Source organism: Streptomyces filipinensis (genome assembly GCF_014649495.1).
Classification (GTDB): Bacteria; Actinomycetota; Actinomycetes; order Streptomycetales; family Streptomycetaceae; genus Streptomyces; species Streptomyces filipinensis.
In genome coordinates, this window is sequence record NZ_BMTD01000033.1 from 1 (window position 1) to 24,957 (window position 24,957).

14 protein-coding genes and 1 pseudogene are annotated in these 24,957 nt (G+C 68.2%); 6 read left to right on the forward strand and 9 right to left on the reverse strand.

All coding sequences use genetic code 11. The features are described from left to right. Window positions 1–1,172 precede the first annotated feature (1,172 nt). Window positions 1,173–2,900 (reverse strand): hypothetical protein, encoded by a 1,728-nt coding sequence (locus IE244_RS39520; protein ID WP_191878414.1) that lies wholly within the window; start codon window positions 2,898–2,900, stop codon window positions 1,173–1,175. A gap of 27 nt (window positions 2,901–2,927) precedes the next feature. Further along, window positions 2,928–3,779: a Swt1 family HEPN domain-containing protein gene (locus tag IE244_RS39525; protein ID WP_191878415.1), complete on the reverse strand. Its 852-nt coding sequence runs from the start codon at window positions 3,777–3,779 to the stop codon at window positions 2,928–2,930. A gap of 193 nt (window positions 3,780–3,972) precedes the next feature. Between IE244_RS39525 and IE244_RS39530 the strand changes: the two genes are divergently transcribed. Continuing rightward, window positions 3,973–4,149 carry a hypothetical protein gene (locus IE244_RS39530; RefSeq protein ID WP_191878416.1) on the forward strand — a complete coding sequence of 59 codons (177 nt, stop codon included), beginning with the start codon at window positions 3,973–3,975 and terminating at the stop codon, window positions 4,147–4,149. Window positions 4,150–4,283: 134 nt separating this feature from the next. Here the strand turns inward: IE244_RS39530 and IE244_RS39535 are convergent. From IE244_RS39535 to IE244_RS39545, 3 genes and pseudogenes are all read right to left on the reverse strand, one after another. After that, window positions 4,284–4,736 (reverse strand): annotated as a pseudogene (locus tag IE244_RS39535) (AbiTii domain-containing protein); the annotation flags it as partial. A gap of 82 nt (window positions 4,737–4,818) precedes the next feature. Beyond that, window positions 4,819–5,439 carry a hypothetical protein gene (locus IE244_RS39540; protein WP_191878417.1) on the reverse strand — a complete coding sequence of 207 codons (621 nt, stop codon included), beginning with the start codon at window positions 5,437–5,439 and terminating at the stop codon, window positions 4,819–4,821. Continuing rightward, on the reverse strand, window positions 5,440–7,485 hold the full coding sequence (locus IE244_RS39545) for a DnaB-like helicase C-terminal domain-containing protein (RefSeq protein ID WP_191878418.1): 2,046 nt from the start codon (window positions 7,483–7,485) through the stop codon (window positions 5,440–5,442). Between the two features lie 1,744 nt (window positions 7,486–9,229). Here IE244_RS39545 and IE244_RS39550 point away from each other — a divergent pair. From IE244_RS39550 to IE244_RS39570, 5 genes are all read left to right on the forward strand, one after another. Further along, window positions 9,230–10,156, forward strand: a complete 927-nt coding sequence (locus tag IE244_RS39550; protein ID WP_229854787.1) for a serine/threonine protein kinase — start codon at window positions 9,230–9,232, stop codon at window positions 10,154–10,156. A 49-nt stretch (window positions 10,157–10,205) separates the two neighbouring features. Next, a complete protein-coding gene (locus IE244_RS39555) occupies window positions 10,206–10,784 on the forward strand; it encodes an ABC-three component system middle component 2 (RefSeq protein ID WP_191878419.1) in 579 nt (192 codons plus the stop codon). Window positions 10,785–10,789: 5 nt separating this feature from the next. Then, a complete protein-coding gene (locus IE244_RS39560) occupies window positions 10,790–12,814 on the forward strand; it encodes a coiled-coil domain-containing protein (protein ID WP_229854788.1) in 2,025 nt (674 codons plus the stop codon). Between the two features lie 663 nt (window positions 12,815–13,477). After that, the gene (locus IE244_RS39565; RefSeq protein ID WP_191878421.1) at window positions 13,478–18,745 is read left to right on the forward strand and encodes an AAA family ATPase; all 5,268 of its coding nucleotides are present in this window, start codon (window positions 13,478–13,480) and stop codon (window positions 18,743–18,745) included. Further along, window positions 18,742–19,929: a hypothetical protein gene (locus IE244_RS39570; RefSeq protein ID WP_191878422.1), complete on the forward strand. Its 1,188-nt coding sequence runs from the start codon at window positions 18,742–18,744 to the stop codon at window positions 19,927–19,929. The genes IE244_RS39565 and IE244_RS39570 overlap by 4 nt, the downstream gene beginning before the upstream one ends. A 59-nt stretch (window positions 19,930–19,988) precedes the next feature. Here the strand turns inward: IE244_RS39570 and IE244_RS39575 are convergent, their stop codons facing one another. The 4 genes from IE244_RS39575 to IE244_RS39590 all read right to left on the reverse strand — a co-directional run bounded on the left by IE244_RS39575 (window position 19,989) and on the right by IE244_RS39590 (window position 24,884). Further along, window positions 19,989–21,353, reverse strand: coding sequence for an AAA domain-containing protein (locus IE244_RS39575; protein ID WP_191878423.1), 1,365 nt, complete (start codon window positions 21,351–21,353; stop codon window positions 19,989–19,991). After that, window positions 21,350–22,852 carry a hypothetical protein gene (locus tag IE244_RS39580; protein WP_191878424.1) on the reverse strand — a complete coding sequence of 501 codons (1,503 nt, stop codon included), beginning with the start codon at window positions 22,850–22,852 and terminating at the stop codon, window positions 21,350–21,352. The genes IE244_RS39575 and IE244_RS39580 overlap by 4 nt, the downstream gene beginning before the upstream one ends. Beyond that, window positions 22,849–23,913, reverse strand: a complete 1,065-nt coding sequence (locus IE244_RS39585; protein WP_229854792.1) for a hypothetical protein — start codon at window positions 23,911–23,913, stop codon at window positions 22,849–22,851. The genes IE244_RS39580 and IE244_RS39585 overlap by 4 nt, the downstream gene beginning before the upstream one ends. 131 nt (window positions 23,914–24,044) lie before the next feature. Further along, window positions 24,045–24,884: a hypothetical protein gene (locus IE244_RS39590; protein ID WP_191878426.1), complete on the reverse strand. Its 840-nt coding sequence runs from the start codon at window positions 24,882–24,884 to the stop codon at window positions 24,045–24,047. Between the last annotated feature and the right edge of the window lie 73 nt (window positions 24,885–24,957).

Sequence of the window (24,957 nt, forward strand, 5' to 3'; positions counted from 1 at the left end):
CGCGCCGTCTCCTCCGGAGACATGACGCGCCGTCACTACGTGACGGAGCGTTGCACCGTCGCTCCGCGACGGTTTTGTAACGCCGCTCCGCGACGTTACAGGCTGGCTAGAGAGGGCGGGCGCTAGCCCTTCGTCGCCGTTACATAATTGAAGTGCCGGCATCGTTTGGCTTTGGGTGCTCCTGACCTGCGAATTTAGTCTCTTGGGGCACTCGACTAAGTCAGCTCCACCTTGCCACCAGTATGCGTTGAAGCGCCCTCCGGGCGCCCTTTCTGCCTCCAATGTGTACCCACTTATGTAACGCTCTTGAGATCGGTACACATTATGTAACGACTACTCTTCGTGTTTGAGAGAGTGGTCTGAACCTGTTGGGAAAAACTCGACGCCTGCAAGGGGTACCTATCCAGAAGATTATGTACTCGCCGAGAGAGTGCATTCACTCCCTTACATTTCCTGTTTGGGGGTGTTGGTTATTCTGTATCGATTCTCTCTGGACGGTGTTCTCCAAAGGGATGAATCGTTGTGTGTGAGGCAGAATATCAGGACCTAATTCGGGGCTCGTTTTTCGTGTGTGTGGGAGCTGGTGGGAGGCTTGTAGGACTTTTGTGTCTTCCGCCGGTTCGTCGCCGTGGTACCGCCCAACAGTGCTTTCAAGCAGTCTGGCGGTCGGCATGAGACGGCACCATCAGCCAGCCCCTGACCCCTGACCACGCTCGCGTCCCGGACGCGTTACCGGCCCGCGTCGACGAGTTCGTCGCGGGCCACGCCGAGCGACCACCCCTTGTCGGCCTGGGCCGTGAGAAGCGCGGCCACCGCGGTGTCGCTCGCGAAGAACGGTCCCAGCTAGGTGGCCGGGACCGGCGCCGGCTCCAGTTGCACGTCGCTCCCGAATGTCCGGGCGCGTCGAAGAGGGTCTGGAGCGTGTGGATGCTCGCCACGTCGAACGCGCCGATGAAGGTGTTCCAGGTCTGAGTGGCGGGGTCGTACTCGGACACGTGGCGCAGCACGGCCAGCTGCTCCTACCAACGGGAATCATCGGGGCGCGCCGCCCGGATCGTGACCTGGAGCAGCCAGCGGTCGTTGGGGGGCAGGGTCGGTAAGGAGGTTATGTTCCGACCGTAGAGCGTGCCTGTGACAACGGGAGCCACCGCGGCAGGCAGTCTGGTCTGGGGTCATACAGGCGCGACGGCTCCCTCTTCCTCTCGCGGCTCGCGTCCGGTGATCGTCTGGACTAGAACGAGAGCGGCCTGCAGGACCAGGGCGATGCGGTGGCGGGGCGGGCAATCGGCCAGGTCGTGGAGGACGTTGTTGCGCAGATTCATGCCTTCGTTCGGGTCGGCAAGCAGGAGGCGGAAGACGGTCGGCCACGGTGCTTCGAAGCCTGCGGCTTCCATGTCAGCGATGAGTGCGCCGAGTTGGCTGACCTGGCCGGGCCGCTCCCCTTGGGCATGTTGGATCACGGGGACGTCTGCGGCCCTGAGATGGCGGCGCAAGAGGCCTTCGATGCGGGTCAGGGAGAGGGCGATGGCGACGTCGTCGTCGTGTTCGAAGTAGGCCTGAAAGGCGCGGGCGAGACCGCGCATGCGCTCGTGCGGTGCCACGGGGGGACGGGTGAACAGGGCGAGCAGCTCGTCGATGGTGGGGGTGAAACGCTCCTGGATGCGGTCGAGCTGGGCTTCCGCAAGAAGGCCGTACACGTCCATGGCGAGGGTGCGAGTGTCGGTCCCGACAGGGCGTGTGGCGTCCTGCGTGGGGGGCGTGGTCACGACGGGACCGTTCATGTTGATCTTTGCTGTCGGTAGGCGCAGGAGTCCGCGGAGCGTGCCGTCCGGGAAGGGCGTGTCCGCTGTCTCGGGCAGCGTGGGAGCGTTCGCGGCGAGCGTCCACAGCGCCTCACTGAGGTCGTGTGCGGTGTCAACGGCCGCAAGGGCGGGAGCGAAGAAGTCGGCGGACACGTGTATCGGGATGCCGATCCGGGCCATATCGAGGTCCTCACGGTTGAGGCGCTGCTGCTGGCGGCGGATCTCCTCCAACGCCGCTGCGAGGCCCATCTTCTGGGCGTAAGTGGCGGCTTCCTCGAGACACATCAGCTGGGCCACACCGCCGAGCTGCTCGGCGCGGTCGGTGTAAGCGTCGACGATGCGCTCGTCGAGTCCACGCCGCTCGTCGTGGCCCGCAATACGCCGGAGGTCGGTCAGGAAGAACACGTGGTTGTGGAGGTCGGATCGGTACAGGTCCGCGGCCCGCTCCAGCAGCGGGCGCACCCTGTCGTGGTACTCCCGGTGTTCAAGCAGCGGCTCGGTCAACGCCGCAATGACTCCTGGGGCCGGCTCATCCCATCCCAGAGCGGTGTCGGACAGGGCGAGCATCTCGGTGACGACGTCCTCCAGTACTGGCTGTCGGGTCGCGACGGCCAGCTTGTATGCCGCGACGAGCGCATCGGCGGCCTGCATCCGGCCGATCGAGGCGAGTGGTTCTGATTCGTCCAGGAGTGCGGGGGCGGCTTGGCGGTACGCGTCGACTGCCGAGCACAGGTGCTCGATCGGTCGCGCGCCATGACGTGCCTCCCACAACAGGTGGTGCAGGCGTGCCCGTACCGTCGGGTGGCCGGCGGCCTGCGCGTAAGCCGCCCAGACCTCACGTGCTTCATCCGGTATCTGGCCGAGTTCGCGCGGCCAGGGTTCAGGTCCGGCGCCTTGGTATTCGCCCTGGAGCGTGCCGTCGGGCCGGGTGAAGAAGAGCATCGCGGCGCGCAGCGCCTCCAAGTGCTGTCTCTGCGCCTCGGCCCAGGTGTGCCGGTCGGCCGCGGCCGCGAGTCCCTCGGCCACGACCGAGTGCGAGGGATAGGACGCCGACGCGGCGTCCAGCGCCGCGAGCACGGCACTGTGCACCTCTGTCATCTTTTTTCCTGCCTTCCGCCGTCGTCCTTATGACGCCTCGCGCTCGCAGTTCTCGCGGGGCAGGACGGTGTAGACGAACGATGCGCAGTGATCGAAACTCGCCGATCCGTTGACCCTGTGGTGAGGGCCGGAGCTCTCCATGTAGATGTGGATGTCGGTGCGGGCAGCGACGTCGAAGTCGCTGACGTGCCAGGTGAGCTCGACGTGGCATCCCGTGTGGCGGGAGAGTTCGGTCTCGTGATTCGGCAGCATCCACCAGGTGAGTTCGCGGCCCTGGGGATCGGTTCCGCGGCAGCGGAATGCCACAGTGTCGCCGGGGTGCAGGACCAGCCCGGTGCGCAGCAAGGTGCCGTGTTCCATCGGGTCCTGCGGGAAGTTGTCGATGCAGTTGCCGAAGCTGTCCGTGACGCTGTCGATGCGCGCGAAGAAGTCGCCGACGGGGTCCTGGCTGCTCATGTAGATGGTCACCTTGTTCCGCATCTCGCCCGCGATGCCGCTGAGGAGTTCTTCTTCGAAGGGCAGCAAGTCTCGGCTGTGTGCCACAGAGTTCCGCAGGGCCTCGAAGCGGCTGAGCAATCCCATGGTCTCGCTCCGGTCGCCCAGCGCGGGCTTGAAGTCCTCCCAGTGCTTCTTCAGAAGCGTGAGGATGTCGAAGAACTGGGCGTACGCCAACTCATTGCTCGGCACTGCGGCGACGCCCCGCCGCATACGGCGACCAGTCTCTTCGTCTCGGATCTCTCGCAGCCGCTCCACCTTCTCGGCGGTGAACACCTGGGAGACCCAGTCCTTGCCCAGCTTCCTCGTGAGCACCGTGGTGATGAGGTTCCTCAGCGCCTGCTCGCACGCCGCCAACGCTTCCGCCGGCGCCATCTGCGGCATTGCCTCGCCCCCTTCCTGCACAGGTCCCGGTAGGTCATCATCCCCGTCACTCACCGCGCACGTCACCGGGTTATCACCATGAGGAGTTCAGGCCAGGAGCCGTGCTACGAACCTCGCCGGCGCTGTCGCCTTCGCCGTCGACTACACCGTCTGCGCCCACTGCCAGCTCGGGTGAGTCGAGCAGCCCTACACCATGGAGAAGTATCAGCGGCGCGGGATGGCCACCGCGGGCCTGGAGCACCCCGGCATGTCCTGGCACGCCCTGGGCGGCCACTTCCAGGACTCCCGAGCCTTCTGGGCCGCTGTGGGCGCGGGCGTGTCGGGCAGGTATCAACAGCGCGACACCTGCCACCACACGCCCGACGGATGAGCCCGACCAGGCCGCCCGGCCCGGGGAGGTTGCTGGCTGCCCTCCTTCGCCAGCGCCCCAGCACGCGTTGCGGTCGGTCATTTGGGGCGGCGCCGGCCGTCCAGCAGTGACGGCGTCGATCAACTGGGCCAGAATCACGTCACCCAGGCGGTCACAGCGGCTGCCGTCACAAGAGCGGCCGAAGCGGTCCACACGACCAACATCCACGGGAAGGCCCGCTGCGCCGTTTCGCCGATCTCGGCACGTGCTGATCCGCGTCGGTGCGCGACGGCAACGGGCGCAGTGACCGTCACGGAGGAGTTGTCGCCTGTGACGATGTTGATGTTCTGGAGTGCTTGAGCGACCTGGTCCGGTGTCGGGTCCTGTTGGCCGTGCGGCATGGCGGCCCGCAGCTCCCCGACCAGCTGGACCAGCCGGGTACGGACCTGGTCCAGGACCCCCTCCATGGCTGACGGGTGTACAGCCCAGTACAGCCTTAGCACCTGCCGGGGAGAGTTCTGGCTCATGAATACGGCTACTTCGGCAGCCAGAGCCGGAACGAGTTGCACCGTCTGACCTGGCTGCCGGGCGATGAGCGACTCGATCTGGCCGACACTCTGCGCAGACCATCAGTCTTACGGGGCGCCGAGCGCCGCTTTGGGCCGGTCAGGTCGGCTGCGGGCGGTCGTGTCAGGCGCCGATGCCGATGTAGGAGACGTAGGTGTAGGCGCCCCAGTCGGAGTCGAGTTCGGCAATGATGTCGTCCCAGAGGTCTTCCATGGTGTCCAGGTCGCCGGCGACGAGGGCGTCGACGGCGTCGTCCCAGATGTAGCGGACCTGCCGGTGTTGGATCCTCAGGTTGTCGCGGCGGCGTGGCTCGTCGACGGCGGCCTGGTTGACGGGGTGGATCTCGATGCGGGTGCCGCGGCCGTTGCGGTTGAGGTGCTGCTTGAGGGCGCCGGGATTGGTGAGCACGTTGTGGGCTCGCAGGTTCCAGTAGGCGGTGTCGATCGCTTCGAGGTTGGCCGGGCGCGGGCGCTGGGTGCCGCGGGTCCAGGCGCGGATCGTGGCCGGGGTAGCGGTGATGCCGGCGTCAGCCAGGGCTTGGGGGCCGCCTTTGGTGGTGGTGAGGTAGCGCATGCGGGCTTTCAGGCCGCGGCGGGTGTCGACTGGGGATTTGATTCCGCCGTCGATGATCATGCGTTCGAGGGCGTCTTCGAGGGCGCGGGCGAGGGCGATTTTGCCGTGGACGTTTCCGGGGTCGCGGTCTGCGCCGTAGGTGCCAAAGTTCTTCCATCCGTCGGTCGACATCTATCGGGCGCTCTTCCTCGGCAGGGTGTACTGGTCTTTTTGTTTCATCTGGGTGGTGAGGCGGCCTTCGGTGAATACCGTGCGCCAGTCGCCAGCGACGTGAAGTTCGTCGGTGCCGCGGACGCGGACGACGGTCAGGCCGTTGCTGTGGGCCCGGTGGGACTTATACCAGAGGTTAGCGAATGCCTGGGAACGGATGATGTGCATCCAGTCGGGTCGGCGGATGTCGCGGTTGACGCTTGATTCTCCGATAGTGGAGGTGAATTTCGAGTACATGGCTTTGATGTATTCGATGGTCACCGTGTCGTCGGCTTCGATGGCGTTTGCGCGGGCCTCGGTCAGAACGCGGCGGAATTTTTCCAGGAGGCCTTCGCTGGCGCCGGAGGTCCAGCGCTCGGTGATGTGCGGGGCCTCGCACAGGCCGAGGCGGGCGCAGCGGATGAGGAGGCGGATGGTGGCGTCGTCGAGGAGGACAGGGCCGTCTTCGCGGCGGTTGCCGATGGGATCGGGCAGGTGGGGGTGGTGCCAGGTGGGGCGGGCGGGGAGGCGGTAGATGCCGGAGCGCTTGGGGTCGAAGCCTCCGTTGGGGTCGTGGATCAAGGCGCCGATGGGCAGGTGGGTTTTGAAGGCGGACAGGAAGCTGGCGTTGGTGTCGAGGGCGTTGACGGTGATCGGAGGGTGGGTGCCGTTTTGTAGGGCTTCCATGAGGCGGGTGTTGGTCCAGTTGTGGCGGCCTTCCCAGATTTCGTCGGCGCCGTCTTTGGATTTCTTTCGGAGGAATTCGAGGGTTTCCGGGTAGACGGTGTGCTCGTAATTTCCGCCGACGCGGGTTGCTTCGAACAAGGCCATTGCGTTCGGTACGGCCTTTTTCACCAGGGCTTCGGTTGCGGCGGCGATGTCACCGTCGTGGTCGTGAAGGGCTTCGTCGACGGCGCGAGTGATCATGCCGGTGAAGTAGCTGTAGTCCCGGTTTGCGTAGCCGCCTTCAGGCGGGGGTGGGGCGGTGCGGCGCGGCGATGGCCTGCGCGGGGCGGCGGTGTGGGCTGTGGGGGCGGGCTCGCTTGGCATGGGGTCCGGGGGTGGGCTGGTGGGGACTTGGAGAGGTGCCTGCGGGGTCTGTGCGGGGGCATCCGGGGTCGCGGCCGGGGGTGGCGTCTGTGGCGCTGGGGTGGGGGTGACCGCGCTGGTGTAGGGGGTGGTGGGGTCGGTGATGCGGGCGTGGGCGAGGTCGGCGTGGAGGGTGAGGGTGGCCTGCGGGCCGAGGTCGCGTTCGGTGATGGTGGCGTGGATCTGGTCGGCGTCGCGGGTCAGGGTGATGGTGATGTCGAGGCTGAGCGCGGCGATGAGGTGGGGGTCGTCGGTGTCGACGGCGGCGAGGACGGGGAGCTGGTGGGTGCGGGCCAGGTGTGCGAGGGCCTGGGCGGCGTCGGTGATCTGGGCTGGGCCGGACAGCGGCAGTCGGGGGTCTTCGGTGGTCTGGAGGCGGTCGACCACGACGAGGGCCAGGCCGGGCAGGTCCGGGACGCTCTCGGCGATCGCGTCGGTGGTCAGGTCGGTGCCGTCGTCGATGTACAGCGGCGCTTGGGCCAGGTGGTGGTCGAGGGCTGCGGTGTCGTCCTGCTCGGTGGGGGTTAGGCGGCCGGCTCGCAGGCGGCGGTAGTCGACGGGCAAGTGCGCGGCGACGATGCGTGCGGCGATGTCGGCTCGAGTGAGTCCGGAGGCGGCGTACAGGACGGGTTGGTGCTGGTCGAGGGCGCTGGTGCGTGCGGCGGCGGTGGCGATCAGGCTGGATCCGGCGCCTGGGGCGGCGGCAACGAGATAGAAGCGCCCGGGCTGCAGGCCGCCCAAGGCGTCGTCCAGGGTGCGGATGCCCGTCGACAGGCCCATCAGGGGTGTGGGTGTGGCGGTGTCACCGGTGGGGACGGTGATCGGGAGGAGGGTGTCCAGGGCTTGCGCGAGTGCGGCCAGGCGCCGCGGGGTGCGCGGCGCAGTGATGGCCGGTGGGCCGCTGGCCGGGATGGCGGTCTCGTGGCCGGTACCGGGCATCGCGGGAGTGGGGGCCGGCGGGCCCGGCTCGGGCGGGGCCGAGGAAGGTGCCTGGAGGGCGGCCGGCGGTGTGACCGGGTGCTGGAGTGTCGGGGGGCCGGGGGTGGTGGGGGTGGTGGGGGTGGGAGCGGTAGCGATAGGGGCTGGCGAGCCGGTGAGGGTGGTCGGCGGGGTCGGTGTGGCTGGGGTGGTACGGGGCGAGGCGGGGGGCGTATGGGCAAGTGCAGGCGTGTCTTGGGCTGGTGGCGCCGGTTCCGGCCGTGGTTCCGAGGGCGTGGTGGGTGCAGCGGCCGCTTCGGCCGGAGGAGTTGTCGGCGCGGATGCGAGGTCTTTGGCGGCCTCGGCTTCGGCTGTTGTGGTCGGGAGGGGGTTCTGGATTGGTTGCTGGCCCTCAAGGGGTGTTGTGGCGGAGACCGATGCTGCTGGTGCAGCCGGAGCCGCTGTGTCGGGTGCGAGCTCGGCTTGAAGTGCTGGCAGGGTGGGGGTGCCGTCCGCGGCTGCGGCGAGCAGGACGGCGACGGGGGTCTTGTGCCGGCACAGCACCTGGGGGTGGCCCTCGGCGCCGTACTGGATCAGATCCCCGAGCTTTTTGCGGGCGTCCACGAAGCTGTGGGTGGGGGCTTGGGTGAGGTCCCAGCCCAGTTCCGTTGCGTGGGCGGGGGTGGTGAGCAGTGCATGGTGCGGGCCGCGTGTCAGGGGTGTGGGGTGCCCTTGGATGGCGGCGTTGATCAGCTGCTTAAGTGTGCTGCGGGCCTCGTGCAGCGTCGCCGGGCCGGTGCGCGCCAGGGCGTGTGGTGTGTCCGCGTCAGGAGCGGTGGAGGTTGTTCCCGGCTCGTCCAACGGGCCTTCAACTGACTCAAGTTGACTGTTCTCGCCGTGTCGGTGGCCGGCGTCTTCGGAGGCCGTCTTGGCCGCTGCGGATGGGGTGGGAGGTGTCGGGAAACTCAGGGGCCAGTTGCCCGCCCAGCGCGGAGCCTGGTCGGACGGCTCCGTCGAGGCTGCGGGCGAGGCAGTGTGGGCGGGGTTGCCCGGCACGGCAGCGCCGGAAGACGCCTCACCGGCGGTGCGGGATGAACGCGAGGAGGACACCCGGGGACTCCAAAGCAGAAGCGGCAAACGGGTTTGCGAGGGGAAGGTCGGGCAGTCGGCTCGGCAGCGGCCGTCAGCAGGTGGGGAGCGACCGCGCCGCTCAAAAATGTAACGTTGCTGCCCAGTCTAGCTGACGGTACATAATGTTGGTCAGAGTATGTAACGTCGAGGGCGGAGTGACGGTCGCGCGAGACGTGAGAATGGCATGGCGTTCATGTCAGCAACGATGAGTAAGCGCAACGTCAGTGTCAGCGACCTGGTCGCCGTGCCTGTACCACTGACGCTCAGGCAACGAAGTTCAACTGACACTCCCCTGCGGGCCATCAAAAGCGAGGGAGCAGTGCGCGAGAGCGCCACCGCCGGTCGCCGCCGTGCCCTGCTGATCCCACGAATGAATGTGCCGTTGAACGAGGTCTGCAGGTGCCCAGCCTCGCGCGCGCTCAGAGCTGGCTTCCCCGCGCACCGGCTGCTACCCGCGTCGTGCGCCTTGATCGGTTGTCTCTAAGACCACTACGCTGACAGCGGTTACTGTGTGTGGTGCGGCGGAAACACTCGGCTGAACGCCAATAGCCGGGGCTGCCTGCCGGAAGTGGGGGTTGCCGGGTTGGATAGCTCCATAGCCGTGGCAGCGGGCGTTCCGCCTATCCATTTCGCGGTGCACGAGATCCGTACAGGAAGTGCGGATGGTGCGCGAGCAGACTTCGAGAAGATGCTCGCTCAGCTCGCCAGCGCCACCACTCCGAACGTTCGCATGATTGCGGCTAACCCGGGTGACTGGGGCATCGACGCCTTCGCTGGCAACCTCGGGGGCGCCATCACGGTCTGGCAGTCCAAGTACTTCATGCCTATCACCACGACCAAACAGTCGCGGCAGATCCGTGAGTCGCTCGCAAATGGGCTGAAGGCAGCAGCGGCAAACGGTCACACCATCGCGATCTGGATCCTGTGTATCCCCTCCAGCATGGACGGCCCTGCAGCGAAGTGGTGGGACCGGTGGAAGAAGGAGCAGGAGAGGGAGCACAACATCGTCATCGAGCTGTGGGACGAGACCGCGCTCGTGAAGAAGCTCCAAAGCCCCGAGGGCGATCAGGTGCGCCGCGCCTACTACGAGCCCTTCACGCCGGCGCCTGCCGCACCCGTCCAGGAGCAGCTTCGGCTGGTTCTGGACGTGGAGGATGACAAGGCGGCAGAGCTCGACTCGGCTCTGTTCGTGCGGCAGATGATGGAGGCTGGCCACGTCGAGCTGGACTCCGCCAAGCAGCAGTTCTTCAACGCCGATCTGGTCGCACGGGAGATCGCGCACAAGGCTGTGCCTGCAGAGGTGGCTGCGCTGCGGTCTGCTGATGCCACCCTGCACGGCGTGTGGGAGATGCAGTTCAACGAGTGCTCTGCCGAGGATGCCATCAATGCTCTCCATGGGCGGGTCTGGCGCGAGGTGCGCAGCGAGCACGACAAGCTGCCGAATGTGCTGCGTCTCGAGTTGGTGCACAGCTGGGGGTTGGTCCACCGGCTGGTCGACAACCGTCGGGCTGGCTGGGTCAAGCACTGGCGGCAGATCGCGAGCAGTCATCCCGACGGCTGAAGTCTCACGACCGCCTGCCCCCTGCTAGACAACTGATGAGGAGCCCGTCGTGGAAGCACACCGGCCGGTAGTGATGCCGGAGGACGAGGTGCCCTTCCGGCTCGCTCAGCTGCTGCTGCTCCTTGCCGCTGTTACCGAGCAGGACGCGAGCGGTGCGAGCTTGGAGCGCATCGGCTACTACGACTTCCTGTCCGCGAACCCCTTCCTCGTGGTGCCCTCCGAGGGACGAGAGGCCAGCCTCCTGCGGCTGGCCGGGTTCGACCCTCAAGTGTTGGCGTACGCCTCTTCGTCGCAACGGTTCACCAGTCGTCGAGAACGCATCCAACACGACCTGGCGCTCCTGGTCGCATATGGGTGCTGCCAGGTCGATAACCGCGATGGCGCTCTCGCCTACTCGATCACGGCGGCTGGGAAGGAACTCGGCGGACAGTTCACAGCCACCTACGCCACCTCGTTCCGTACAGCGGCCAGCATCGTCGTACGTCGTCTCCGAAAGCTCAGCGACAAGGGGCTGCGGGAGCAGACCGCGCGGTGGCTTCGGCCAGACGGACACGGCGGTCCCGCGGCTGCCCTCATGAGTGTCCTGGGCCCGGGCCCCCGCGTGTCGGCAATGTCTTGGGAGGGTTGATCGTCATGGAGTCGCTTCCCGGCATCCGGATCCGACGCCTGCGGCTGGCTGGGATCGACCGGTCCTATGACGTCGACTTCACGATCGAACAGCAGGTGCGGAGCCTGTCTGTGATCGCTGGGGCGTTCAGCTCGGGCAAGACCGCGGTGCTCGAGTTCATTGCGTACGGGCTCGGTGCCAAGCGGCACCCCCGTCATCAAGAGGTACTGCGAAGGGTCCGCTCCTGCCTCTTGGAGGTTGATCTTTCCGGTGAACCGCATGTGATCGAGCGGTCGGTGGGCGAGCCCTCGAAGGTCGCCTTCGTACGTCGGGGAACGCTGGACAGTCGGCCCGCGTCTAAGGGCGAGAGCAGGCCGATCGATCCGGCCGGGGCACCGGAGAGCCTGTCGGCTCTCCTGCTGAGCCACTGCAAGCTCGAAGGTGTCCAGCTGCGGGAAGCCCCTACGAGCCGTGAGTCTCGCACGGACCCGCTCAGCTTCCGTGACCTGATGTGGTTGGCGTTCCTGCCCAACGAACGCGTCGCGGACAGAAACTTCCTCTTCGAGAACGACTACATGCGCAAGCACAAGCTGCGGCAGGTAGTCGACGTCGTCTTCGGCGTCCACGACGACCGTGCTGTCGAGCTCGGCCAGCGGATCCGGGAACTTGGCGGCCGGCTCACCCAGGCCAAGGCCGAACTGGCAGCAGCGCGTTCCTTTGTCCAGGAACAGGCCCCCGCCGCCGTCACCCACGGCGAGGCCGTCTCGTCGCCTCTCACGTACGAGCAGGAGCTGGCCGACATTACCTCCCAGCTCGAGGCCCTTGACCAAGCAGCTCAGGCAGGGACAGCATTTGCTGCTCAACTACGTCGTGAGCATCAGCAGGCCGCACGCGAGTCCCGCCGGGCGGCATCGGTGCTTCGGGACTGCGAGACACAGATCGCGCGCCTGATGCCGCTGCGAGCGCAGTACGCGGACGATCTACTCAAGCTCGGCATGCTGGGCGAGGCCCAGCAGCTCTTCGACCCCCTAAGCGTGACCACCTGCCCGGCCTGCCTGAATCGCCTGCCGGACCCACCGGCCGCCGCGGACGGGCAGTGCAGCATGTGTAGCCATGACCTGTCCGATGCTGACGGGGCGCTAACCCTGGGGGCTGCGGACACCGGCAGCCAGGCCGAGGGCAACCGCGTCAATGTTGCGGCCGAGATCCGATCGACCAAGGCGCGTCTGAAAGAGATCACCAACTACATCGAGGATTTGGACGGGGCCCTGGCCACGCTCAAACTGCAGGCCGAAGAGGCGGCCGTTGTTGAGGAGCAGGCGGCCGTCGCGCTGGACGAGGCAACGTCGCCCTCGGTGTCGCCATTCCTCGCCGCTCGCGACGACCTCCACCGTCGGCGAGAGCAGGTACTCCGCCTCATCGACCAGGCTGAAAGCACCGCAAGGCTCCAAGAGGGACTCGCCAAGCGCGCCGCCGTGGTGGAGCGGCACGAGGCGCAGATTGCCCGCTTGAAGGAGGAACTCGAGCAGCTCGGTGACGCGACGTACGACCGTGACCGCATCATCGCCCAGGTCAGCAGCCGCTACGGCGACCTCCTGCGTGAGTGGCGCTACCCCAAGCTCAGCCAGCCCTTCATCAAGCCCGACCTCACACCGTTCGTCCGTGGGGAGCCCTACCAGGAGGCGTCCTCTGGCGCCCGCACGCTCCTGACGCTGGCGTGGCAGCTGGCTGTCTTTGAGATCGCTGTCGAAACCGGCGCTGCACACCCTGGCTTCCTCATGATCGACAGCCCCCAGAAGAACCTCGGTCACGGCGTCGGCACGCTGGATGCGGTGATCGCCGATGCCGTCGCTATCGACGACTTCTACCACCACCTCTCCGTCTGGCTGGCAGACCGAGGTGCCAAAGCGCAGCTCATCATCGTCGACAACAGCCCGCCGCTAATCGCGGAAGACAGCGTGGTGGCCCGCTACAGCCGCAACGAGGACCAGCCCCCCTACGGGCTGATCGAGGACGAGACCAGCGCAGAACCAGAAGAGGCCAGACAGTAGAACTCCACGGCACTGCAGCATGACCTTGGTCCGTCCAACGCTCTATTCCGGCACTGACCAGGATGGCGCCTTCAGTTTGCAAACAGCCGTACTACTCGAGTGCAGACCGCTTGGTGCGGTCCAGCTGCCGCAGTGGGTCTGCGCCGCCTTCCCCGCGGTGATGAGGAGTCGGTAAGACGCAGAGTAAGGCTCAGATGTGAGCGGCCGTCAGCGCCACCCGTTACATTCCCGAGAGGCGGCTCGGGAGAGCCGGGCCCTGCTGTATGCCGCCGCTCGGTCGAAACCACTCCTCCGCGCAGGACTGGCTCCTCCGACCGAAGAGAGCGCGCTGTCGGGGAGCGGTGCTGCAGACTCTGCTGTGAGCAAGCGGCGGCGGGCCGGAAGGAGCTGCCATGTCCCGCCCGGCAGGCCCGTCGGGAGGTACGCGGTCACTGAGGTCGCTGTCCATGGCGTACGAATCGCCCCAGGATCCGGTGGCCTTTCCCGGAAGGCGGACGTGTCATTGTGGCCCGCGGGGTGGCGCCCTGTCCCTCCCAGGGCATGGCGGGGAAGGAGGGGAACGTGGCAGTCCACCGCTTCCGTCCCGGTACGGCATGGAGGTTAGGGTGATCGCGACGCGCACCGTGGGGGGTGCCGAGTGAGCAAGGCACGCTGGAGGTGAGCATGGGGCTGCGCCCGACACACCTCGGCTACGCCTACCAGGACCTCCTCACCGCGCTGCGCCTGGTGGATGTGGCTGTGGGACGCGTGAAATCCGTGCTGGTCGACACAAAGATGTTCACCGGTGACCGATTTGACGACATCACGTGCGAGTGGGGCACCGGCAGCCGCGAACGGCTGCAGATCAAGCACACGGATCACGACCGCGCGTTGTCGGTGGAGAGTTTCACGAAGGACAACCGGGGCCTGCGTCTGGATCTGCTTTTCTCCTCTATGGACCACGGCCTCACCTTGCTTCCCGGTGCCTCGCACCGCCTCGTGGTGCGTGACACGGAGCCGGAGGCTCCCGATCTGACCCGGGTGCTGCGGCCGGTCAGCACGAGCACCGACCCAGGGCCTGCGCTGCAGGGCCTGAGCAGTAAGCGGTTTCGGTTCGATGCCGCTGCGCTGCGGGCACACGCTCCGTGGAAGGAGATGCTCGCCGGGACAAGCGACGACCTGCTCAATCGCGCCTGCGCCTCCCTGGTCGTCGACACGAATCTTCCGGCGTGTTCGCTCAACATCCGCGAGCCCGGACCAGCCGAAGCGGCCTTGCTGCGCCGCATCACCGAAGAACTCGGGGCAGGGCGGCCGCCGAACCGGCACCGCGCGGCCGAGGAGGTGGCGCTGGCCCTGATCGAGACGGCGAAAGCGGCGCGCAGCCGGGCTGGGACCGTGATGGTCGAGGATCTGCTTCCCCGGCTGGGCCTGGAAGTCGACTTCGGGGCGGTCCGTGAGGGGCACCCCGTGGACCGCGCCACCGAGGTAACCCGTCCCATGGTGCTCACGGGCGTGGTCGCGGCCGTGGAGGACGCCGCGCAGCAGGGGGGCGTCGTGGTGGTCACCGGCGCTCCCGGCGTCGGTAAGTCGTGGTTGTGCGAGCAGCTCGGGGATGAGCTGCGGCAGACCTGGCTGGCGGTGCGGCATCACTGCTGGCTCGGCGCCGCGGACAGCGACCGTGAGCAGCGTGTGCTGACCGAGGTCGTGATCGGCAGCCTGCTGAAGCAGCTGGGCGCGGCCGTCCCGGAGGCGCTGGCGCAAGTCAGGCCCCGCTACGCGGCCACGCCGGAGACGCTCACGGCCGCGGCCACTGCAGTGCGCGGCCTGGTTCCGGACCGGCCGATCGCGCTGATCGTGGACGGCATCGACCACGTCAGTCGGGTTCTGGGGTACAGCACCGGCAGCGCCTTTCGTGCACAGGCGGACCCGGCCGCCCATCTAGTCGCGGACCTCACCGGTCTCGAACTGCCGCCCGGTGTCGTGCTCGTCCTGGCCAGTCAGCCCGGCCCCCACCTCGAGGCCGTCGACGCCAGTGCCTGCCGCCTCACCGTTCCTCCGCTCAACCGCGTCGAACTGCATGCCCTGGCGGATCGTCTGAGCGTGCTGGCGGCCCTGGCCTCGTCGGCTGCCGACCCGGGTACCGATTCCACTGTGCTGGCGGAGGCCGCTGTCGCCCTGATCGAGGAGCGCTCACGAGGCAACGCTCTGTACGCCACGTATCTATGCCGGCAGGCGGTTGGTCCGGTCCCGGGTCTGGGAGCGGCGCCCGCGCCGGAGGGCGTCGGCGATCCCCTGGAGAGGTTGCGGGCGGTCCCGTCGTCGGCGCATGACCTCGACGACTACTACGCCTATCTGCTGGACGGTCTGACCCCCGGGCAGCGCTCTGCTGTCAGCATGCTCGCGGTCTGCGACTTCGCCGTGTCCGCAGAGGAACTCGAGGAAATTTTCCCTCTGCCCGGGATGCAGATCGGCGCCGCGCTGACGAGCGTGGCGCCGATCGTCGCGCAGCAGCCGGGTATCGGCGGGCTGAAGATCCACCATGAGAGCTTCAGCCGATTCATCCGCCGGATCGACGGCGATCACAGGTGGGTCGATCAGGTCCGGTCTCAGGCTGCCGACTGGCTGTCCCAGCGGGGCTTCTTCACTGATCCCCGTGCCTTCCGGCACCTGCCCGAACTACTGGCTGTCCTGGGCCGTGACGACGAACTCGCTCTGCTGATCGGGCCCGATTTCCTCTCCCGCGCGATTGCCGGGCTGCAGCCGCCGCAGGCCATCGTCCACACCCTGACTGTTGTCGCACGGCGGGCGGCGGCCCGCAACGACTGGCCCACGCTGGTGCGCTGCATCGAGCTGAGCCGGGCACGGGCGACCTACGAGGACGAGGGCCTGCCGGGTTCCCTGGTGCCGTATGCGGACGTGCTGGTGGCGCTGTCTGGAGCCGACCGCGTGGCGGCGAGCCTGATGTATGAGGGTGTGCCCACGATGCCGCCTCGGTGGGGCCTGGAGCTGTGTGCGGCGGTCGACCGGGCCGGCCATGCCGCCCCGTGGGAGGCGTACCTTACGGCCTGGGACGAGGCGCGCGATGGCGAGCGTGTCCACTACGGTTCCGAGAGCGATGAGTCGGTGTTTTTGGCGGAGTTGCGCGGACGGATCCGGCTGCCGGGCCGGCCTGCCGACGATCCGGAGCCCGCGCAGGTCCCGCGTACGCTCGCGCAGCGGGTGGCCAGGTTCCTGGACCAGGAGGCCCTGACATCGTCCGAGCGTGCACTGGATGTGCTGCTGGACTGCCTCGGTTTCGTACCGCTGCTGGAGAGTGCCGAGTACGTCGACCGTCCCGACCGGCGCACCGCCCTTCTGCTGCATCTTGCCGATGCCCGCGACGGCGCAGGCGGCGCACTTCCGTCGGCGCGCATGCTGGCCACGGCGGCCTGGGCCAGTGGCTGGTGCGACCCGCGGCGTCTGCTCCGCCATGGTCTGGCGGCGGCCGACCTAGCCGAGGAGGGTTTCCCCACAGACATCACCACCGGTCTCACCGAGGCAACGCGCGAGGTGCTGACCGAGCGTGCCAGCGGCCTGTCGGGGCCGGTCAGCAGGTGGCTGGCGCTGCTGGCCGTGGCCCACGCAGTCGACCCGCAGGCGCCCGTCCGGCTGCTCCCCCTCCTGGACGGCGACGGTTTCTACCGTGCCTGGCTGCGCTTCACCCTTGCCACCGTCGGCCTGCACCGCGACGTCGAGGTGGGCAGCCTCCCGGTTGAAGCAGCGTCCACCACCGTGCGTGTGGCGCTCGGACAACTGGCCCAGCACGCACACGCATTCATGGGTCAGCCCCGGGCCTGCGATCTTGCGGACATCCACCGGCTCGTGCGGCAGGTGCTGCACGACGCCGTCGCCCTGCTGCGCGGCGACGACGTCGCGCTGGGCATCGTCTCCTTGCAAGCCGTCAGCGAAGGCACCACCACCTCTCTCATGGGCATGGCCGGAACCGGCCCTCTGATCACCACGGAGCTGCTGTCCCTGCTCGCCGGGAGCGTCGGCCAGGCCGGGGCGGACGTCGTGCACGAGCTCATGCGCACGCTGCGCGCGGCGCAAGCCGAGCGCCGTGCGCTGTATGCGGAGAACGCCGACTTCGAGCTCGAGATGGCCCGCGTAAGTCTGGCCTGCGACGACCCGCACGAAGCGCAGCGCTGCTGGGAGCGCGCCGCCCGCTACATGGGTGCCTACGGCGGCCACAAGGACATCACCATCGAGGAACTGCTGGATCCGCTGCCCCAGCTCATGCAAGCCGATCCCGCCCAGGCGCGTGTGCGGCTGGCACGTACGCAGCCTCTTGTCTATCTCGTCGCGGACTGCACCGACGGGCGAGGCACAGCGGGAACACCACAGGAATGGTGGCGCTTTCTGGCACGGCTGGACTCACGGGCCGCCGCAGAGCTTGGTGCCCAGGTGCTGCTAACCGAGCCCGGACTGCCCGATGCCCGGGTGGACGCGGCCCACCGACAGCTGCTGGCCACGCAGGCCGACACCGCCGATCCCGTCGTCCTGGCCGCGCTCCGCATCGCGGCAGGGCCCGGCGGCCGCAGCATCCACCAGGACATCGCCCTACTCACAAGGCTCGCCAACCTGCCAGACGAGGACGCGGCACGCACACGGCGCCTCCTGCCGGTACTGGCCAATGCGATCACCTCCACCTACGACGACCAGACGCTGATCGCTGCATCGCAGGGTGCCGGGGAGGAGCCCACCCGTGCGCTGCGCACGGCAGCACAGCGCTGTGGCGGTGAGGGCGGCCCGCCCTGGGCACCCCGCCCCGTACCCGACAACACCTCCCGTGACTGGTCAGGCCCCAAAAAGCGCCCCAACACAGGCGCCTACCTGCACGCCCAGCAACGCCCGACGCTGCCAGAAGGTGCCGCCGGCGTACTTGCCGCAGTCCGTGACCGCAGCAGCAAGGCATACGACTCCCCCTTGGGCCCCCGGTGGTCGATGGACGCCCTGGCCAATGCGGTCGGATGGCGGCTGCTGGAGATCATCGACCGCCACGGAGCCGATGCAGCCGCCCAACTGCTGCATCGGATCGCCGACGAGATGAGCGCCTCCGGCCCCTTGGAGGTGCTCGCCGATGTGGCCGCCGGGCTTAGCCTGCGCCAAGACATCGACCCCGCCGTCTTCGGTCCACTCGCCGCGACGGCCGGCATGCTGGCCTACACCAAGATCCGGGGTGGCGGTGGATGGCGCTCCTTCGCCGGCAATGACCGGCTGGAGTTGTGGCAGCAGGCGCATACCGCGGATGCCGCCGCCGCAGTCCACGACCTCGCAGATCAAGTGGTCCACGCCGTCGCCGAGGCGTCTTACAGCCGCACCATCGGCGTCAGCCAGGCCCTGGTCTCGGCCTTCGCTGTTCACTCCCCGGATGTCTCCCAGCCGCCGGCTGCCAGCGCGCTCGCCTGCTGGGACGCGGCGTACGGGGTCATCGCCCACCGCCTGCCGGGCCGTGCCCGCCTCGGCCACGGTGCCTACCACCCGGTGCCAGGGCAGGCGACCCAGCACGACATCGACACCGCGCTGTGCCAGCTTGCGCTCGCCACGATTGCCCTGCCCGAACGTGGCGACAAGCGCCGCGCCCTGATCGCAGCAACGGTTCTGCTGGCCGGCCGTTCCGGCCAGGCACAGGTGGCTCTGGCGCACGTCCTCTCCTTCGACCTCGGCGCTGCCCCCCTGACCTGGCTCCTGACCGTCCTGAACAGTCACCTGCCCGACGGCTCCCTGGACGCTGCGCTCATCGAACAGCTCGTGACGCTATGCGGCAGTGACATGCTGTCCGTCCGTGCAGAAGCCTCCGCCATCCTGGCCCGCGCCGGCCACCAGCCCCCCTCCCCTGCGGCAACCGCCGCCCATCCGACCCTCGCACAAGCCATCGCCGCCGCCCTCTCCCGCACCGAGGACAGCGCATGAACAACCCTCGGGAGTTCGCAACCCACCTCGTCGATCACTACCTGGGCGCGCGCCTCGATGCCGCCGGCAGTCCGGCCGGGCTTCGCGAGACCGTGATTGACCTCGTGATCGATGCCCTCCCCGATCGCGTCGAGACGCTGATGAGCACGCAGCTGGAATTGCTGACCAACGGACACCGCAGCCAGCTTCCCGACGCCTACCTCGCCGACCACGCCGCCGCCGAAGACGCCCTGCAGCACGCTGCCGCCGGCCTGCGTGCCGCGCTGGCTCAAGCGGGACAACTCGGCAACGCCCAAAGCTTCGAACGCGGCGCGGCCGCGCGGCTGCGCGACGACCCCCGGGCGGCCCTGCGTGCCGAACTCGCCCGCATCCCCCGCCCCCTGACTCGTCCCGAGTCGCTGGCGTGGTCGCTCGATCCAGCACCGTGGTTCAGCGACAGCCATCAAGCGGCCAAGCCCTGGCCGCCTCCCGGCTCTGCTTCGGTCGCGAGCCTGCGGTCTCTGCCGGGCGGCGCCATGGCCCTTGCCCGCGTGGACGACGGCCCCCACGTGGGCTGGGTGCAGATCGGCCTGATCGAGCGGCAGCGCACTCCTGCACGCCGGTACCCGGATCAGCCTGCCCGCCAACTGCAGATCGTCGTCGGCTTGGAGGCCCTCAACGAGGAACCGCCGCCCGGCACGCTGCCCGTCTCCCAGGCCCCCTGGCAGCTGTGGACCAGCCCGTGGCGGCGCCTGGGACTGGGCCTCACGACCGAGTCAGCATCCGAGCACATCAGCGCCACAAACCACGTCCTCACGGCCCTAACTGACGCCGGCAGCACGGGTCTGATCGATGTACCCCGCCCCCGCACCCTAAACGGCCTCGGCCTGCCCCTCTATGTACTCGCGCCCGCCGCCAGCGTCGTGGCCACACTCGGCCTTGAACCCACAGAGGGCATCTGCGGGTTCAGCCTCAGCGACGCCGCTGGGGAAGCACTGGTCTGCCGCCAGTGGCACGGTCACTTGGTCCATGACGGAAACTATGAACCCCTCATGCCCGCAGTCGCAGGAGCGGATCTGCTTCTCCGCCCCGACCTGTTCACCCGGCTGCACGACACGATCGGCGCCTCCCGCTGCCGAGCCGGTGTCAACGTTCACCACATGTCGGCAGACGAAGAAGACGGCGCCCTCGACGCCGAGGGCTGAGGGACGTCAACGACGCCCCGCAACCCACCCTCACGTTGCGGGTGCGTGCCGTGTGCTGCTCATCCGCGTCGGCGACCGGGTTGTGCCCGGGCGTCGATAGTGTGCTGGGCCAGGTGGGCGAGGACTGCATGGTTGGCCTCCCAGCCGTCGGCAACCTTGGAGGCGGCTCCAGGGTGTACGGGGTCGTTGGAGGGGTGGGCGTCGAGGAGTTCGGCGATGCCGGCGCGGGCCACGACGATGCAGGCGTGGCGGTGTCGTGAGGTGAGGACGCACAGGCGACCGGCTTCCAGGTGGAAGGCGGAGGCGTCGCCGCGGCCGGAGAGGGGGTGCAGGACGATGGTGACGCGGAATTCGCAGCCTTGGAGCCGGTTGGCGGTGTCGACTGTGACGCCATGCAGTTGGGGGTACTGGCGGGCCACGAGAGCGCGGATGTGGTGGGCCTGGCTGCGGTGGGCGGTGCCGATGGCGATGTCGCCCGGCAGCAGGACGTGGCCTTCGGGGTTTTCCTCGCAGGTGGTGATGGCGCGCCGGGCCAGCAGCCGCTCGGCGATGCCGAGGACGGCCTGGAAGGCTTCGATGTCGAGCTGGCCGGTGATGCGGGCCGGTAGTTCGAACAGTGCCCATCCGGTTCGGGCGGCATGTTCGATGACCTCGTCGGTAGGGGTGCGCATACCGGTGATGGGGAACGTGAGGGTGCGGTCGGCTTCACGGCCTCCGGCGTGGAAGGGCATGAAAGGGTAGAAAGCGTCGCTGATCAGGGGGACGGCTGAGGACGGCAGGCGCCAGGACACGGGCAGGGAGTGGACGGGCAGGTCGCGGTTGTTGGCGAGCAGGACGGCGACCGCGCTGTGCATGGGGTCATGGGACAGACCTTGGAAACGGTCGGTCTCGACCGCGGAGAAGGGGTCGAGTTGGCCGGGATCTCCGACGAAGAGTGCCCGGTCGAAGAGGCCAGCGGTCCACAAAAGCATGTCGGAGCGCATCTGGTAGGCCTCGTCGATGATCGCCCATGGCCATCGGCGGTCGGTGACCGTGGCCCATTTCATGGCGGTTCCCACGATGACGTCGGCCGTCTTTTCGAGGGCTTCGATGCGGGTGCCGATACGGATGCCGGGATGTACCTGCAGGTCATCCGGGACGGTGTGTTCCGTTCCAGTGAGCCGGGCGATGCGCAAATGCGGGTGGTGCCGGGCGAATCGCCGCACGAGATGGTCGACCTGGCTGTTGGTCTGGGCGATGACGACGCAGGGGGCGCTGGATTGCGCAAGGGCGTCGGCAGCCTGGGCGACCAGGGTGGATTTGCCGGCGCCGGGCGGGGAGTCCACGACGAGTCCGCGGTGGGTGAGCATGGGCAGTTGCTCCAGGATGGCGCGGGCGGCCGTGTCCAACCGCTGCTGCGGCGATGGCTGATGGGGCGGTGTCACTGTTCTTCCTCGCCCTCGCCCTCGTCGCTGTCGGCCGGATGGTCGGCAGGAGGCCCGCCGTGGGTCCAGGGGGTCTGGTCTCGTGCGGGGAATTCCGGCATCCGGTAGTGGTCTGGTGCGATGGTGAACACTAGGAAGGCGCCGGCTTCGGGCAGGACGGCGTGGTTGGGGCGGGTCACGGTGCCCATTCCGGCGGTGATCTCGAGTTCGACGAGGGTGTCGCCGTCGGCCGGAGTGACCTCGCAGATCTTGTAGCGGGCGTTTGGGTGGGTGTGGCAGGCCAGGAGCTGGCCGGGTTCCATGGGCACGGGGTCCGGGGTGGACACGGTGAGCCGGGGCCGCCATTGTGCTCGTCCGGTGGGTCCGCGCAGAGTGTGTTCCGGGTCGATGGTGGTGACGGGGCCGCCGAAGGCTTCGCCGGTGGTGCGCAGTTCTGCCCGTACGAAGGGGTCGTCGGCGGCGCGTTCGGCGGCGAAGGCGGTGGCTGCGTGTTCCATGCGGGCCAGGCGGACGGCGGCGGCGACGGCGTGGTCGCGGGCGGGCCGCGGGCGTCCGTCCTGGGCCAGGTAGTTGCATTCGTCGGTGAATGCGGTGCGTTCCTGGTCCCAGCGGCGTGCGGTGCCCTTGGCTTCGGGAAGAGCTTGCAGGAGCGCGTAGGCCTGCCACATCAAATCCCAGGTGGGCTGCATGTAGGTGGCCAGCAGGCGGTCGAGTTCTTGCAGAGTGCGGGTCTGCTGCTGGCCCTGGGCCTGGCGCCGGGCGTGGGCGTAGGCGTCGAACAGGGGGACCAGGTGGTCGTTGTCGAAGGCGGCGTCGGTGGCTGGTCCCGCCGGGCGGTAGGTGGCCGGGTCTTCTGCTGTGTGTGCGGCGTCGCGTCCCGAGGCGGCGTGGCGGGGTGGGTCGATCCAGGCCAGCAGGGTGGCGAGGTCCTCGTCCTCTAGGGGGCTTTGGCCGCTGATCCAGTGCATGCCGAGGAAGCTGGTCATGGGGATGAGGGCGGCTGAGCCGGGGAGGTCGGCGCGGTCGGTGAGATAGGTGAGCCAGTGTCCCAGGCGCTGGACGGCTCGGGAGTCGGGATTCTGGTCGTCGACGCTGCGGAATCTCAGGTCGTCTCCGAGGTCTTTCAGGTGCTGCACGGTCTGGGGGTTGGGGACGAGGATCTGGGGGGCGTCGGTGTAGCGGCGGCGTGCTGGCTTGCTGGAGGTGGCGGGCAGGTGTTCGCTGTGCCGCTGGCAGGCGTCGATGTATGCGGTGACGGCGTCTGCCAGGGTGCCGAGCATGGGGGCGGTGCTGCCTGAGGGCGGCGCGACCAGGAGCCGGGGGCGGTGCGGGTCGGTGCCCAGCATGATGGCCAGCGGTCGTGCGGCGGGGCCGGTCTGCTTCAGCGCCAGCAGCATCAGCGGCTGGTCGCTGAGGTGGAGGTGGCGCAGTTGGCTGGCGCGTTGGGCGTTGCCGGTGTGGGCGGCGCGCATCCGCAGGAGTGAGGTCAGAAGGCTCATGCGGGGTCCGTCTGAAGGTCTGCGTGGATGCGCTGTGCGTGGCGCAGGGCCTGGGTGATGTCTTTCTGGCCCCGTGAGGGGTGCAGGTGCCCGTCGGTGAGGGCCAGGGCCGTGGCGATGGTGTCAATTCCCGCGAGGTCGTCGCGGACTGCTGTGCCCAAGGCCGCGGTCCTGCCCTGGTTGTGGGCCTCGGTGCGGCAGTGGAAGGCCAGGTCGCAGTGGTGGCGGCAGCCGGGGGTGTAGTACGGCCGCACGGTGGCGAGTGCGGCAACGAGTTCACCGCGGGGCCGGGTCGGTCTCTGGTCGGGGCCAGGCGCCAGGTCGAAGGTGGTGTTGGGGGGAAGCTTGTCCAGCAGTTGGGGCAGGCGCCTCAGTCTGTCGAGGTGGCGGCTCAGGTACTTGATCTGCTTGTGGGCGCTGAAGGGCGTGGCGGTGGGGTGGCGGGTGAAGTTGCGCGGGTTGACCAGGATCACGGTGTCGGAGACGCGGTCCGGCGGGAGGCCGTCACCAGCGAGGAGTTCACGCAGGGCCAGGACGTAGGCTGCGGCCTGGGTCAGCGCTGCGTTGGCCTTGATGGGGTCGGGTTGTCCGTGGATGACGGGGAAGGATTTGATCTCCACGACGTGAAAGACGCCGTCGCGCTGGAAGGCGATGACGTCGGGCTCGAGGTAGACCTGGTGTCCGGCGACGGTCAGACACAGTACGGGGTGGTCGAGCAGGGTGCGAGGGTCGTCCGACCTGCGGTGTGCTGCGCTGAGGATGCGGGAGCGGGTGTGGGCGCGGCGTAGCTTCAGGGGGGACTTGTCGTCATCGCTGCCGACGCTGTTGACGTCCTCGTAGGACACCTCCGACAAGGTCAGGCCCAGGGCTTGGCGGAGCAGCGGCACCAGGGGGGCTCCGGCTTGGGCGGTGATCTGGCGTTCGAAGGCGATGCCGTAGTCGAGGGCGAGCTGGGATTTTCTCAGCGGCCGCGGGAGGCCCAGATGGGCGGCGAGGGCGTCTTTGTCGATGCCGGCCGCATCCAGCAGGGAGCGGCGGTCGCAGCTCGGATTGGCGGTCAACGCTGCCAGGGTGCGTGCATTGTGTGGGATGGGCGGCGCGGTTCCGCGTAATACGCCCAGTCGTGCGTCGAGCGAGCTCACTGTTTTCCTTGGCGGGACAGGGCACAGCCGTGCTGGTTGCAGGGGCGGGTTTACGAAGTGCGGCGCAGGCGGGCGGTGTCGCGCAGGATATTGCCGAAGATCTGCTCCACGTCGCCGAGTTGCTCGCGTGCGCGCTGGGCCGCTTCGGCGCGGGTGTCGGCGTCGTCGTCGGCGTGAATCTCCAGTTCCGCTGCGGCGGCCCGGCGCAGCGCATCCAGGTCGAGCGGGCCCCGGGGGGTGTCGCCGTGGATGTTGCGGCTGTAGTGCAGCAGAAGCTGCTGGACGGGCTGCGGCACCCCGGTTTCGCCGGCGAGGTGTTCGGCGGCGTCCGCGAGCCGCAGGGCCGCGGTGAGGAAGTGGACTCGCTGGGTGAGCGGCCCCACCAGGCGCTGCTCCAGCGGCCAGGTGCTCAGGGCGAGCAACCCGCGGGCCGGTGAGAGCAGATCGGAGGTCAGCGCGGGGCAGATGTAATAGGCGCGGCCGTAAGGCGCGGAGCGGAAGGAGCGTTCTTCGTCGCGGCGCAGGGTGGTCAGGCGTGCCGTGTTCAGCGGGCTGGAGAAGAACGCTTGGTGGACCTGGCTGAGCAGTTTCGGCGAGGCGGGGACGGTGAGGAGGGCCAGCGCCTGGTGGACCTGGTCGCGTACGGGCACGCCCTGGTTGGACTCGGTGACCGTCTGCGTGGGCTCCGGCCGGGCCTCTGGCTGGACCTCCGGCTGGGCCGTGTCCGGGACCTCACTGAGCCCGCACAGAACGTTCCACGCGTGCCGTGTGCGGGTCAACTCCTCGCCCAGAACCTTCACTTGGGCGTTGTCGTGTTGCGTGAGCGCCTGCCGGAGCGCCTCTTGCAGCTGCTGCATGCGCTTCTCGAGAGCGACCAGATGCTCATCCATGCCCGCATGCTAGCAGTCACTCGGGACTCCCAGTTTTACTCCAGGCAATCGCGAAGACCGACACCTGGTGGAT